Here is a 15,159-nt window from a genome sequence, read left to right as displayed (position 1 = left end):
GAATAAATGACGTACTGGATCAAAAAAACTGAAAGTAACGTGGAAATTTAGCCCAACCAGTGTAAAAATTACCTTATTAAACAATGACTTTTTACTTATTATAGGGTACTTTGCCAAGTTGATGTAAGAACATCAACCTTAAGTTCGCTATAGCAATTTACACTCAGGGGATTTGTGGCCTTCAACTCTCGTTTTGCCAGGTTAACCTGCCTACTATTTGTTGCCACCCTATGTTTGTGGTCGGTTAGCCTGTGCGCGACAAGAAGTTCGGTTAACTTTCTGCATGTCGGTACCGAAGAAGGCTTGCCGCAAAGTACAGCCAAAGCCATTTTCCAGGACAGCAAGGGATTTATCTGGATCGGTACTTATGATGGACTGACCCGGTTTGACGGTTACCGTTTTGTCAATTTCAAAAGCGATCCGGCCGATCCCACCTCACTTTCAAACAATATTGTCGTTTCCATTGTTGAGGATCAGCAAGGCTTCCTCTGGGTAGGCACAGCGCAAAATGGCGTCAATCGTTTTGATCCAGCCACCGGAAAGTTCACTCGCTTTGCATCTGAAGCGGATGATTTTGATAGCCTGAGCAGCCCTCAGATCCATGTTGTACACGAAGACTCGCAGGGTCGGATCTGGGTTGGAACCAACCAGGGACTCGACCATTTTCTTCCGGAAAAGCAGGCTTTCTCGCACTTTGTTAATAATCCACTGGATAGTCAGTCTCTACCTGATGGTCCAATTGTCGATATCGTAGACGATGGCAAAGGAAACCTGTGGGTTGCCGGAACAGAAGTGGTTGCTCACTTTAATGTAGAGCAGCAAATATTTACCTACCTGAACGGCCCGGATGCCCCTAGCCAGATTAACAAGCTCTATCTGGACACCGATGGCAGCCTTTGGGTCGGCACTCGGTTCGATGGACTTTATCACCGCAAGGCCGATAGCAAGAACTTTGTTCATTACAAACACAATGAAAAGGATCCCAATAGCCTGAGTAGTAATGATGTACGCGCAATACTACGTGCACAAAATGGTGACCTATGGGTTGGCACTGAAGAGGGAGGACTCAATGTCCGCCGCAAAGGCGATAAGATATTTCAGCACTTCCAGCGTAATTCTGCGGACCGCCACAGTCTTGCTATCAATGATGTCTGGACTTTGATGCAGGACCGTTCCGGTCAAATCTGGGTGGGAACCGCGGGTGGCGGGATTAACCTTACCATGTCTTACGAAAACCGTTTTTCGCGTCTGACTCATTCTCCCGGTGAAGTTGAAGGCTTATCACACCAGTTCGTATGGGATGTGGAAGAAGATAATCAGGGAAATATCTGGTTTGCCACCCTGAACGGAATCGATAACTATGATCCCCTGCTGGATACCTATGAACATTACCGTAAATTTGTAACCGCTGACGGGTTCAAAGTCGGCAACAGAATTCAAGCGATAGCGCTGGATCTTCAGGGACGTATCTGGTTCGGTAATCAACAAGGGCAGGTTGCCGTATTTAACCGAGAAACCGGAACGACTCGATTAATTGAGCGCGATGGCTTTCAGCGGGGCGTCGTCAGCAGCAATCGTATTCGTATGGTTGAAGCCGACAATTTCGGCAATATCTGGATTGGCACCGATGACGGATTAATCAAGATTTCTGCAGAGAGTGGAGAAATCATTGAGGACTATAACCTGACAGGAGAAAGCCAACTGGGTAATACTCTGGTTCGAACCATGTTTCAGGATGAGAATGGCATCATCTGGTTTGGAACCTGGAATAAAGGGATCCAGAGATATGATCCGGAATTTAATACGGTCACCAGCTTCGAAAATAACCCGGAAGATCCTGAGTCTTTAAGTGATAACGTCGTCAGAAGTATCTATCAGGATGGCGAGGGAAATTTATGGATAGGGACTTTTAATGGACTCAATTTACTGAGTAAACAGGAAATTGATGCTCAGACATATCGCTTTAAAAGCTTTCTGGAAAAAGACGGCCTGCCAAATACCACCGTTTACAGTATCGTGGGCGCACCCACAGGAAAGCTCTGGCTCAGCACAAATAAAGGACTTTCAGAGTTTGATCCGATCGAGAATGTATTTCAAAACTTTACCATTGAAGACGGTATCACCAGCAACGAATTTAATGGTGACGCAGCTATTCGAAGCCAAAATGACGAAATCTATTTTGGAAGCGTTAATGGAGTAACCATTGTCAACCCAGCCGCAACCAGCTCTTCCAGTTTTAAGCCTCAGGTTGTGATAACAGGATTTAACATTCAGGACACTCCTTACCTTGGGCAGGGTGTTTCCTACGAAAATCAGGCGCTCAATCTGAACTACAAAGAAAATGATGTAACCATTGAATTTGCTTCACTGGACTTTCGTCACCCCAAGCGTAACCGTTTTCAATTTCGACTATTACCTTACAACGACGAGTGGACTCAAAGTACGGAGATTAATCACGCGGTTTTTACTAACCTCGATCCAAACCAGTATATCTTTGAGTTAAAAGCAACCAACAGTGATGGTATCTGGGTAGATGATACCGTCAGACTAGCTTTTACAATTCACCCTCCTATGTGGAAAACCTGGTGGGCTAAATTTATCTATTTTGCGCTGACAATTTCACTGATCGCTTTTTTCCTCAACCGCCAGGAAAAAAGCCTGCAGGAACAAATGGCCATCAATGAACATTTGCGTAGAGTTGACGAGCTTAAAGACGAGTTTCTTGCGAACACATCTCATGAATTGCGAACACCGCTAAACGGAATTATAGGGATCGCAGAGTCGCTGCGCGAAGGTGTCGCAGGCCTTCAAAACCAAAAGACACTAAATCACTTACAACTAATTATCGACGGCGGGAAGCGTTTGTCACAACTGGTTAATGATATTCTCGATTTTAAAAAGCTTTCCCACCACAACCTGGTGTTACAGCGCAAAGCAGTTGACCTTTCTTCCATAGTGAATGTTGTTCTCAACCTGTTGCAAACACTTGCAGATGACAAAAAGCTTCAAATTAACAATGCTGTTCCTGGTAACCTGCCACTAATTTACGCTGATGAAAATCGAATCCAGCAAGTGCTGCACAATCTAATTGGGAATGCCATTAAATACACTAAAAAAGGTCGAATTGAAATTACCGCGAGTAGTAAAAATAACTTTGTTGAAATTTGCGTAAGCGATACCGGAATGGGGATCGCAGATGAGGATTTACAAAAGATTTTCGAACCTTTCGAACAGGCGGAGCTGAGTGAGACCATTAGCCATAGAGGTACCGGCCTGGGACTTTCTGTTAGCCATCAACTGGTGGAAGAGCATGGAGGTCGCTTGTGGGCAACATCTAAAATTAATGAAGGGTCACAGTTTTATTTTAATATTCCGGTATGGCTTGAAAATATTCATGAAGAAAAAATTATCGAAAGTATTAAGGAAAGCAAACCCAATCAATTGCCACATACCAAACTTTCCGATAGAAAAATTTCCAAGCCAGACAGCGCATCCCTGTTTAAAGGCAAAAAGAAAGGTAAGGTACTTATCGCCGATGATGATCCAATAAACCTGCAGGTACTTTCTGATCTGCTTCATATGAATGGATATCAGGTCGCCAGTGCTGAAAATGGATTAAAGGCAGTTGAACTTGGTGAAAGCGAAAAATTCGATCTTGCTATTCTGGATATCATGATGCCCGGCCTTTCCGGCTATGATGTTTGCAAAAAATTACGCGAGAAATATTCAGCCATAGAACTTCCAATATTACTGTTATCAGCTCGTAACCAGCCTGGAGATATTAGCGCGGGTTTTGAGGTAGGCGCTAACGACTATGTGGCCAAGCCGATTGAAAGAGAAGTACTGTTGAGTCGTATTCATACAATGTCTCTGTTGGGTGGGCTGGTTGAAGCCAAACAGCAAAAAGAACATGCAACAACTTTGCAGCAGGCCTGCGAGAGACTCGGAAGATATTTCCCGAAACAAATGGTGAACCAGATCATCACCAACAATGATGAAAATGTTTTACTTGCTCAACGTCGACTTATCACAGTTGTATTTGCCGATCTGGCGGGCTTTACTGCCATTTCAGATCGCTTCGAACCAGAATCTATTACGGCTATTTTGAATGGTTTTCTCGGAAAAATGGGTCAGCTTATTGAAGATAAGAATGGCATATTAAATGAAATACTGGGAGATGGTCTGGTCGTTTTATTTGGTGCGCTCGATAACATGGATAAGACAACTCAGGCGCAATCTGCAGCCGCTCTTGCACTGGAAATGCAAGCCGCAATGAATGAGCTGTCAGAAGAGTGGCTTGAGCAGGGAATCGATCATAATGTAAAACTCCGAATTGGGATCCATCAGGATTTTGCAACTGTCGGAAACTTTGGCTCAAAAGATATCGTGGCATTTCGCGCAGTAGGCAGTGGTGTCAATCTGGCTGCACGACTTGAGAATTATTCGCCATCAGGAAAAATTACCGTTAGCTATCCAATCTACGCTCAGTGTAAAAACGACTTTGAATTTACTGAACTTGAGGAAGTTCAATTCAAAGGATTTAATCATCCTCACCGTGTGTGTCAACTGGCCGGAAATAAATCTGACTAATCACCTGATAATTCAGCTGTGGTTCATTTAGTTTCGATTAAACTGCTAGTCTGGTAGTGGCATGTCCGGGAGCACCTGATGAAAAGTAAATTGAATTTTGAGCGATCAATCTATAAATCTGTATTTTTATTATCGTTCCCCCTTTATCTAATGGTTTCCCCCGTAGCAATAGGAGGTAACTCCTCGACGGGTATAGCGCCAGGTAATTTTGAAAAAGCGAGTCTCGAATTATTAGGTCCTGTGACCAATGCCGAGAAAACCGTTTTTCGTGTTGAAGGCTATCAATCGCAAGCCTGTGCGCTGAAAGAAAAACTCACTCGTAAGCACCCGAGTTATCTTGGTAATTTTATTCATTCAGAAGAAGTATCAACTCACAAAACGATACGCCCTATTCAAATAAAAGCCGGTAGTCCCATTACCTTAAGTGGACTATTTTCCGAGTTCAGTGACAGGGATAACACCAGTATCTGTTATTACCAGTCACAAAGCTTTACTCCATCCAGTGGCAAGCACTATCAACTGCTTTTTAAACGGGACTGTAGTGTAGAGGCCATTGAAACGAGCAGTGGCATGCCGGAAAAAGTTAAGCTAAAAAATGTTGCCGACATTTGTTTTGGCGAGTGAAATTTTAAGTAGCGCAAGCGGTAAAATTTATCTTGTTCTTCTTAAGGGTTCTTAAGGGACATCCATTATATTTTTTTTAATTCAAACAGAAATAAAAATGAGGATAGTATTTTTCCTTTCCTTATTAAAATCTGGAATATCTCATTTCCCACTCATCTCTCAACTACACCATTAATCTTTTTTTGATTCAAAAAAAGGAAAAATCTTCTTACGGGACATCCATTTTATTTTTTAAGCTTCTTAAGAGCTTCTTAAGGAACATCCATTATATTTTTTTAATAAGTGCAAGCCATAAACTTTATAAAGACATTACTAACCAGCTGATAGCTAATTAAAGCTCTTTCGAAATTCGAAAATACTGTAGTAAGAAGATTGATAGAAAAGATTTTAAACTACAAAGAACGGAAATACTGAAATTTAATCATGCTCACTTCACGAATTAACAACGTATTGTCCAAATTTAAAGTACTACTATAGAAATCACTAACTTTTAACCATAAAGCTGCTTAGCAATACTGTTACCTCGGAGGAACTTCATTCTCTTGTTCTCGATATAATGAACAAGGTTTATCGGCGAGCCGATAATCGATAATCTCGATAAATCGACTTCTTTTTGAATTTGCCTTACAAATGCGTCTCTGTTGAGATTCAATCTTTGCAAAATTAGCGGCGATGCCTCTTCTATATGCCATCGCTTACTCGGAAGTGATGCTTGCCGCTCTTTTATTTTCGAAAAACGAGCTGATTCACCTTGTCTGCTACTAATATGAAACTCCAAATCTCTTCACTTGGAAAGATTGCTACTAGTAACTAATAATCCCAACGAATTCCGACTACTTGCCTGTCGCTTTCTGAACCTTTTTCAAAGTCAGCAAAAATAGAAAAGTCATCAAATATTTTATGATGAAATCCCAACACCATAAAACTTGGACGATAGTAACCAAACTCAGAATCCACCTGATTGGCATCGAGCGCTCTTGCGACAAACTCGACTTCCAGCGATTCGGTTAACTGGCTTTTTATTCCAACACTCCACTGAAAACCTTTTTCGACAAACTCTCCCGCTTCCTGACGACCAAAAGTAATTTCAGCTGCATCCAGCTGTAAGATTAAACGAGTATCTGCGAACAGATGGTAGTGATATCCAATCCCCAAATATTTGTTGATCATATCGATATCTTGATCATCGGTTCTAACGTACTTTGTAAACAAATAGAAGTTATCAGGAAGTTCGTAGCTACCGGTAAATTCAAAACCTTTAAAGTCACCTTCGACAGTTTCATGCTCCATACTTGTCGGACCTAACTCCAGATAATTAAATGATGGGCGCTCTGCTAATGCAGGCAGAGAAATGCCAGTTAACACCCAAAATATCCATTGCCGAAATACAGTTTTCATTAGCTATTTTTTCCTGTCGTTATTTTTATCTTTTTTGCGAATATCTTTCTTAATTTTTTAAAACTAGCTTTTGTCTCAGTCCAAAAGTAGCAACCATCAACATAACCAAAATCCAAACGGGGAGAGAACCACTACCTTTTGGTTTATCCAGAATTTTCACTTCAATAGTAGAGTTTTCACCGAGAGTGACTCCACCTTGAACATTCGATAATTGGATCGAAAAAGTCTTGTGGCTATGAACAGTCTTTAAGTCAAGCTCAATCGATTTCGAATCACTATCCTGGTCTTCCCATTCCAGCGTTCCACTTTCGGCAATAAAATCTGTTCCATTAACCGCGCTTCCTTCAATAATGGTGTATTCGACACTGACACTTGCGTCAGAACCATCAATTCTCTCTACCGAAATATTAATAACCTGCTCTTCTTCTACTTCCTGGTAACTCTGTAAGAACTGCACAGAGCCATTGACGCCATCAACCACCGAAACGGAAACAGGCAGTTCAATTGGCGCATAAGGATCACTACTATCTACCAGAAGCATTGCTTCATAAGTTAAGCCGATTTCGAGTTCACTGGTGTCTACCTGAATGGTTGCAACAGCACTTTGTCCAGCAGCAACTTCACCACCAACATAGCCATTCAGCCATGGAATATCTTCCCAGATACAGGCGTCCTGCTCTTCGACATCAATCCGATACAGTTCCATTTTACTGTAATCCACAACCCACAACATACCATTACATGACAGTGCCAGACCGCCCTGATACCAGTCAGTCATCACATCTTCGGGCACACCATCACCATCGGTATCACGCATCACATCAAAGCCGCCAAGTACATCATAATTATCGGCATCCAGTACAACGATATCCTTTTCTGGAGCTTCCGCACTAACACTCACATATAACTTGTTGCTGATTGGATGATAAGCCAGACCTGCAACCGCGAATCCAACATTAATAGCGCTGACTATTTCACCGTCGCTTTTAAAGCGATATATCAGACCGCCGTTAAAGCTGCCGGAGAAATAGGTATCGGTCACCGGATCGTATGCCAGTCCGTGCTGGCTTGAAGCGAGGCCTTGAGGACATATTGAATTGCCGGTTAACGCTTTGCTCTCCGGATCAACTTCGTGGATACAAAATTCATTATCGACCTCAGTCACCCACAAAGTGCCGGTACGTGCGTTGTAGGCCATATCGCCAAACCAGCCATTCTCGTTATCCAGTATCGACTTCATATCGATAGTATCTTCAGTATGTGTACCGTCAAGCAGGTAACGTTGAAGCTTGTTATTGCCGGAGTTTCCACCTGTAGACAGGCTACCAATCCAGAGAGAGTCGTTGCCCTGATCAAAGCCGACCCCAAATGCAAAACCACTGGCGCTGATATCAATGCTTTCAATCACATCCCCCGGTGCCATTGGTTGCACATAGGGTGGGCGATAATCACGAATATGTTTAGCATTCAGTTTAAGATAGTCTTTTGGTCCTGCATAACGCATCCCTGTTTCAATTCGTCCTTGCATCGGGATTTTGCGCTGCGCCTTGTCAGCATTGATTTCAAAGAAGCGGTAAAGACCATCATGATTTCCTGTATTTAAAACAGTAATGTCAAAATCCCGGACCGCTCCTTGCGGCACAGTCAACTCAAGCGAGTTGCTGGACAAGGAAATCTGAGCTGCCGGAATTTGCAGATCTTCGCGAATCAGTTGATTCGGCTGAACCGCGACTTCAAGTGTTCGCGTTCCATAGTCACTTTTTGTCGCAGAAATCTCCTGATTACTTTCATTAACAAATACATAGTAAAGCGCGCCCAGGCTGCCCGGATCATCGCCCTGTATAAAGCTTAAGGCTTGGTTAACAGCGGTCACTTTGGCTTCACTCAAAGGTAGTTGGGTGTTTTCATCAACAACATATCCCGCCACCAGACTTCCACCTGAAATTGGCGAACAGCTGTGATCCAGTGCAACATTGTCTATTTGAGCAAACCATTCATTGTTGGCATTGTAATAATGCCAGCGAAGCTGAAAACTTGTGCCATCAGTTAAATAGGGAGAAAGATCTACCGAAACTTTTTCGCCAGGTCCATAGAATTCTCCGTGGTTACCGGTCCAGGCCAAAATATTCTGCCAGCGATCACCATCGACACTGATATCCAGATCGAAATTATCGCCGCTACTGTAAGTTTGATAATTCGCAACGTAAGTCAACACAGTGTTTTGTAAATCGCCCACCAGAATTTGTGGCGAAATTAAGGCTGCATCCAGGGTGATACTGCCCGCTGCATCACTGTCAATTAATGCAGCCTCTCCAGTAGCACCGGTGACATTAGCGCGTGCTCCGGCAGTAGTAACCCAGTTAACACCGCTCCCGTTGATATCTTCGGTAAACCAGCCCAGCTCCCAAAGCGGCTTTTCAAAACTCTGAAAAAGACCTTCACTCAGGTACCCGGGTGCAGTGCATTCATCGTCGAGGATAGAGACTGAGAAATCATGCGCAAAGCTGCCATTGTTATCAACCGGCAATATCGAAGTGTCTGTTTCCTGATAGCCAACTACAAGAGGCTCTATTCTGACCGGCACCGCAGTACCAGATACCAGCTCGGTCTCATACTGACCGGTAAAGGGATCGGTAAACAGGGTTATATCTGAAGAGTTTGGTATCAGCAGGGTAACTCGCGCATATAAAGGCCAGTTCTTACCACTACCATCTCTGACCGTACCACTGACACTGGTAGTTTGAGCTCTGGATAAGGCGGCATTTCTTACCACGGTTGAGTCAGCGGTAACCTCGATGCCACTAACCTGGACACTATCATACCAGTAGCCGCCAAAGCTTAAATCATAGCTGCCGACATGCAGCTGTAATGAGTAATTGCCCTGCGCATCGGTGCGAGTAGCGATACCACCCGCCTGAACACGAATATTGGGCAATGCTTCACCGCTACTGGCATCGGTAACCCTACCGGAAATATGTCCTGTTGGAATTGCTTCACACTCAGCAAACTTGAAACTACCAATACGGGTTGACCAGTTTAGCGTATCATCATCATCGACATCATAATATTCGTTGGTATACCAGAAGGTACAATCATCATCCGGATCAACACTCAATGAGGAGTAGTCTGCCCAGCGACTTCTATTCACCACACCTTGAGAGCCACTACCAGCAACAATTATTCCTTCTCCCTGAGATATTTCTCCCGCAGGGTCATCAACCAGTCTGCCGCTATAGTAGACAGATGGGTGAATCGTATCGCTTGTTGCATTATAGCCAAGCGCAATGTTACCGACCGCATCCATTGCAATAGAGCTCATCCAACGATCAACACCATCATTGGGGGCAAAGGTGCCCTGTTGGTTTAAGCGAATGTCACCATTACTGTTATCAATGTCAATCTGGTACCAGCGAATACCTGCTTGTCCCGCACTATCAGCATCGACATTATGGGTCGCAACCAGCGACGCAGTTGCACCAAAGTTTCGATAAGCGAGTCGGTACATGGCATAGCCAAGTAACGAGTCGAGTGAAACGCCATTAGGTTGCAAGATTTCTGAAGTTTCAATATCTAAGTCCATTGCTGCAACTGGAATTTCTGTCGCCAAACTGAAGCTTGCTGCTTGTGGCTGGTTCCAGTCCAGATCAAAACGAAATATCTGAATTGCATCCTGTGGTGCGTCGTGAAACCAGTCATCCTGGATTGAAAAAAAGTAGTTCGGAGAATCCGCCGGAGGCAATAATACTCCATCATGGTCAGCGGGCAGCAAAGAAAATACCGATGGGAAATCACCTGCCAGATCGATCTTAACCTGACGAGCATTGGCGCCAGAAAGCATGGCATTTCTTTCAAAAGCAACCACACCAACGCCGGCGTAATTATCACCGACAAACTGGTTAACACTCATGTAATAAGCATTATCCCAGACGCCGAATTTAGGATAATCATTAAAGTGAGTCGTACTATAAGCAAAATCATAAATATAATATGCCCCGGTCGGATCAGGGGTTTGCGAGACAGCAATACACTGACGGTTGTCGGTGGTTGAATCGTTAAAGGCAAACTGACTAACCAACCAGCGATCAGCCATTTGGTCATAGAGTACTATCGGATCACCACGGTTGGTGCTTTCACATAAACCACCAAGTCCGGTCCAAAGAGAGTTAAGTGCGGTAGGCTCCAGTATCTGATTTCCTTGCTTGTCCCAAACCGCAATTGCAGTATTAACGGTTTGCACATAGTGATTCGGACCGACATCACCATTGGTATCAGGTGGCACCGCTCCCATAACATTCGGCATACCGTCAAAACTGACCGTCGTATCGGGAATACGTTTTCCCGGAAATGCACTCTGACGGACAGCATCTGGCTTGACCTGCGCTTTCTGTTCAGCGGCAGTCCCTCTTTTTTTAAGCTTCAACAGAGGGAAGGTTTTATTGGGAATTTGATAATCGTTGCCATCACCGGGCACCGGTTTACCCGAAGTAGTCATTTTCAGTTTTTTGGAAGGGTTTAACACCGGCACAACTTTGGCCATTTCCGACAACGGCTTTGTCGCCAGTCGCTTACTGGCATACTTTATCTGGTTTTTATCGGTCGCCAGAGAATATTGACCAACACAACAAGCAAGTACAAAGATTAGCAGCTGAGCGCCTGGTTTTAGTGATTTTGGATTAAAAATCCCCATAAGAATCCGCCCTAACAATCAGTATTAAATTAGTTAAACAAACTATTGTTTTTCTTTTCCGGTAATTCGATAGCGCTGAAAGCAAACCTTGTTATTATTTTAAAAATGCATAAATCAGCGTCGATAACACTCGATACTATCATTTGTTCGGTGGAGCAGTTATGAATTATTTACAGATTTTTGCGCCAAAAAGCTGCTTAACAGCAACATTCCGTGCTCGGAAAGGATGGATTCAGGGTGAAACTGTACACCAAACACTGGAAGTTGTTTGTGTTGTATCCCCATGATGTATTCCAGATCTCCCGCTTCTGTTTCAGTCCAGGCAGTAACCTCAAGGCAATCAGGTAGACTTTCAGCCTGAATAACCAGCGAATGGTAGCGAGTTGCCGAAAAAGGCGAAGGCAGCTTAGAAAAAATGCCCATACCATTATGGAATATGGACGATGTTTTGCCGTGCACCACGTTGCTCGCTTTGCCAACGCAGGCGCCAAAAACCTGCCCAATAGCCTGATGTCCGAGACATACGCCCAATATTGGCAGCTTTTGTTTAAATTCCCGAATCACTTGCAAAGACAAGCCGGCCTTATCAGGATCACATGGCCCTGGAGATATCACAATATGGGTCGGCGCAATATCGGTGATCTCGTCAATCGATGTTTGATCATTCCGCTTAACCACGACCTCAACATCTAGCTGCTCCAGATAGTGCACCAGATTAAAGGTAAATGAATCATAATTATCGAGCATTAATATGCGCGATTCTGGCATCGGTTTACTCATCGGATAATTTTGAGAAATGATCACCTGCGACTTACACGGCCGCAGGATATAAAAAGATTAACCGTTTAAACCGGCGATTTGCTTGCGCATCGCACTAATTGTTTGCGCATAATCATCAGTATTAAAAATAGCAGAGCCGGCCACAAAAGCGTCAGCGCCAGCGCCAGCAATTTCAGCGATGTTGTCAACTTTAACACCGCCATCTATTTCCAGTCGAATATCTCTGCCACTTTGATCGATCAGCTGCCTGACCTGTGTTAGCTTGGTGAGCGTCTGCGGTATAAATGACTGTCCACCAAATCCCGGGTTGACCGACATAAGTAATATCACGTCAAGTTTGTCCATAACATGCTCAAGACAATGAACAGGTGTGGCAGGGTTGAGGACCAGTCCAGCCTGACACCCATTATCCCGAATAAGTTGAAGACTGCGATCGACATGCTCGGACGCTTCCGGATGAAAAGTGATAATAGAAGCCCCGGCTTTGGCAAAATCAGGAATAATTCTGTCAACCGGCTTTACCATCAAATGGACATCAATTGGCGCTTGTATACCGTAGTCACGCAACGCCTTGCAAACCATAGGTCCAATTGTCAGATTAGGAACGTAATGATTATCCATTACATCAAAGTGAACCCAGTCAGCCCCGGCATCAATCACATTTTTTACTTCTTCGCCGAGTCGTGCAAAGTCAGCGGAAAGTATGGAGGGGGCAATTATAGGTTGTAGCATGAGATAGTCTCAGTCAGAAATTGATTATTAGGGCAATTTTATAAGATAGATCGCCAGGTTGCACTGAATTTTCTACCAAAGAAGACAGCTGATGATAGAATGTTGGCCACTAACGTGAATTTTCTTATCAAAATGAAAAGACAGTTTTTATCATCAGTCTTGCTAATACTGCAGCTAGGCTTCCTGCTCTTGTCGTCTCCCAGCAATGCTGCGACACTGGCAAAAGATAGGATGTGGCCGCCAGGTAGCATTATTAATGTATTATTCCTGGATGGTAGCCCGGAACAGATGGACCGGGTAAGAGCAGTCGCCCCGTTATGGCTGGTTGAATCGAGTCTGGTATTTCGCTTTTTCGAAAGTCCAAAAGAAGCCCCCGCCCTTACTCACATCCGTATAAGTTTTTTTAATCAATCAGGCTCTCGACTTGGCGCACACGGTGATTATCAATCACTTGATGCCACCATGCAGCTGGCAGAATTAAACCACTATGATCTGGAAAGTAGCCTGGCGCAGCGCTACATCCTGCATGAATTTGGCCACGCGCTGGGGCTGGAACACGAGTACCGTAACCCTCGCTGGCCTTACGGAGAAAAGGCGATAGAAGAACATATAGAACGCTGTATTCCTCGACTGCAAAATAACGCCTTTAACAAAGAAGAAGCGGCCGTCAGATGTAACGAAATCAATACAAAGCTTGACTCATCGAATAGTCATTTCACGGCTTATGACAAGCTGTCTATCATGAATTATCCACAGAGTATTACCCTGGAAGAAGGTCAAAAAGTCCTGATAAAAGCAACAACCAGACTATCGATCCTTGATAAACTGGCAATAAGCCGTTGGTACGGCAAAAAAAATTAGCCCTTGCTGAAACATTTCTCCTGTTAATTCATCTTAGAGTTAGCACAGATTAATAAAAGGTTTAAAAATGCAAAAAGCTTTGGAGTACTGGAATAAAATCACTATCAATCTAAACAAAATCGGCTTATGGATGGCGACTCTGCCGATTCGCCTGATTCTCGCCTGGGAATTTGGCGAAGCCGGATTTAGTAAACTCAATGGAGAAAACTGGTTTAGCCATATTCAGAATAATTTCCCTTTCCCATTTAATATAATCCCGGTCGAGATTAGCTGGTTTATGGCGACCTGGTTTGAAATACTCGGCGCCTTCGGACTTATTCTGGGGTTATTTACCCGCTTCTGGGCATTATCGCTGATGATACTTACAGTTGTGGCTACACTCGGTGTCCATTGGCCGCAAGAATGGAATAGCTTGTCTGAGCTGTGGAAAGGCTACGCCATTTCAAATGATGGCTACGGAAATTACAAACTGCCATTACTGTTTTTAATAATGCTACTGCCGCTGCTGCTTAGAAGCCCGGATAAAATTTCTGCCGACTACTGGCTTGCCAAATTTATTTCCAAGAAAGCCTCGACACTAAATTAACCCGAATCAGTTAACCGGTTTGGTAGCCAGAACAAAAAAGCGGGATAAAACCCGCTTTTTTATTTAGAAAAACATTTGCACACTAATGACTCGAACTAATGAAATCCTGCATGGTATAAAATCCGGGCTGCTGACTGGCTAACCAGGCTGCAGCACTTACCGCACCTTCAGCAAAACACAAACGGTTCTGAGCTTTGTGTTCGATAGAAATAATTTCATTATCAAGGGCAAATAAAACCTTATGCTCTCCAATAATTTCACCGGCGCGAATTACAGACATGCCGATCTCGCCTTTATTGCGTGAACATTTCTGGAAACGGGAATCAGTGACTTTAAGATGATCAAAATCTTCGCCCATCGCTTCTGCGATAGCTTGTCCCATCCGAATAGCCGTGCCCGAAGGCGCATCTACTTTATGCTTATGATGAGCTTCAATAATTTCGATATCCGCTTTCTTACCCAGCATTTTGGCCGCTTGTGTCAACAATGCCAGTGCAGAGTTAACCCCTATACTGGTATTCGGCGCTAATAAAATCGGAATACTTTTAGCTGCATTCTGTATTTTTTCAGTCTGCTCAGAATTAAACCCCGTGGTACCAATCAACAAAGGCGTATTATTCTTGACCGCGGCATCCAACAAAGGAAAAGTCGCTTCAGGTAAGCTAAAGTCAATAACGACTTCGCTTCCGCTAAGCCCACTGTCGAAATCACTGGAGTAAACAATATCCTGAAAACCAACCTTTCGCCCAAGCAAACGATGCCCGACGCGACAAAATGCAGCAGTTAGCTCAGTCTGATTATTGGCAGCAACCTGATGGATTACCTGCTGCCCCATTTTTCCAGAGGCAGCATTAACAGCAATTTTAATGGTCATGGTGTTTTACTTATAAAAGCTTTGCAA

Annotated in this window: 10 protein-coding genes; 4 read left to right on the top strand and 6 right to left on the bottom strand. The window is 43.7% G+C overall.

What is annotated here, in order from left to right; translation table 11 throughout:
- Positions 1-174: 174 nt before the first annotated feature.
- Complete coding sequence (locus IYN84_RS14540; RefSeq protein ID WP_196139966.1) at positions 175-4,590, top strand: two-component regulator propeller domain-containing protein; 4,416 nt, start codon at positions 175-177, stop codon at positions 4,588-4,590.
- A gap of 78 nt (positions 4,591-4,668) precedes the next feature.
- Positions 4,669-5,214 (top strand): hypothetical protein, encoded by a 546-nt coding sequence (locus IYN84_RS14535; protein WP_196139965.1) that lies wholly within the window; start codon positions 4,669-4,671, stop codon positions 5,212-5,214.
- A 490-nt stretch (positions 5,215-5,704) separates the two neighbouring features.
- On the opposite strand, the gene IYN84_RS14530 is transcribed toward IYN84_RS14535, so the two are convergent.
- The 5 genes from IYN84_RS14530 to rpe all read right to left on the bottom strand — a co-directional run bounded on the left by IYN84_RS14530 (position 5,705) and on the right by rpe (position 12,811).
- Positions 5,705-5,992 (bottom strand): hypothetical protein, encoded by a 288-nt coding sequence (locus IYN84_RS14530; protein ID WP_196139964.1) that lies wholly within the window; start codon positions 5,990-5,992, stop codon positions 5,705-5,707.
- A gap of 32 nt (positions 5,993-6,024) precedes the next feature.
- Positions 6,025-6,612 (bottom strand): hypothetical protein, encoded by a 588-nt coding sequence (locus IYN84_RS14525; protein WP_196139963.1) that lies wholly within the window; start codon positions 6,610-6,612, stop codon positions 6,025-6,027.
- Between the two features lie 49 nt (positions 6,613-6,661).
- Positions 6,662-11,299 (bottom strand): carboxypeptidase regulatory-like domain-containing protein, encoded by a 4,638-nt coding sequence (locus IYN84_RS14520; protein ID WP_196139962.1) that lies wholly within the window; start codon positions 11,297-11,299, stop codon positions 6,662-6,664.
- A gap of 159 nt (positions 11,300-11,458) precedes the next feature.
- Positions 11,459-12,067, bottom strand: a complete 609-nt coding sequence (locus tag IYN84_RS14515; protein ID WP_246722936.1) for an aminodeoxychorismate/anthranilate synthase component II — start codon at positions 12,065-12,067, stop codon at positions 11,459-11,461.
- Positions 12,068-12,136: 69 nt separating this feature from the next.
- Entirely contained in the window at positions 12,137-12,811 is a 675-nt protein-coding gene (rpe, locus tag IYN84_RS14510) for a ribulose-phosphate 3-epimerase (protein ID WP_196139961.1), read from the bottom strand.
- Between the two features lie 99 nt (positions 12,812-12,910).
- Here rpe and IYN84_RS14505 point away from each other — a divergent pair, with 99 nt between their 5' ends.
- Positions 12,911-13,672, top strand: coding sequence for a hypothetical protein (locus IYN84_RS14505; protein WP_210330514.1), 762 nt, complete (start codon positions 12,911-12,913; stop codon positions 13,670-13,672).
- Positions 13,673-13,739: 67 nt separating this feature from the next.
- The gene (locus IYN84_RS14500) at positions 13,740-14,258 is read left to right on the top strand and encodes a DoxX family protein (RefSeq protein ID WP_196139959.1); all 519 of its coding nucleotides are present in this window, start codon (positions 13,740-13,742) and stop codon (positions 14,256-14,258) included.
- Positions 14,259-14,340: 82 nt separating this feature from the next.
- Here the strand turns inward: IYN84_RS14500 and dapB are convergent, their stop codons facing one another.
- Positions 14,341-15,132: a 4-hydroxy-tetrahydrodipicolinate reductase gene (gene dapB / locus IYN84_RS14495; protein ID WP_196139958.1), complete on the bottom strand. Its 792-nt coding sequence runs from the start codon at positions 15,130-15,132 to the stop codon at positions 14,341-14,343.
- Positions 15,133-15,159 lie beyond the last annotated feature (27 nt).

Origin of the sequence: Aliikangiella sp. G2MR2-5, from assembly GCF_015687155.1 — a bacterium.
Lineage (GTDB): Bacteria > Pseudomonadota > Gammaproteobacteria > Enterobacterales > Kangiellaceae > Aliikangiella.
This window is presented reverse-complemented; position numbering and strand designations above follow the sequence as displayed.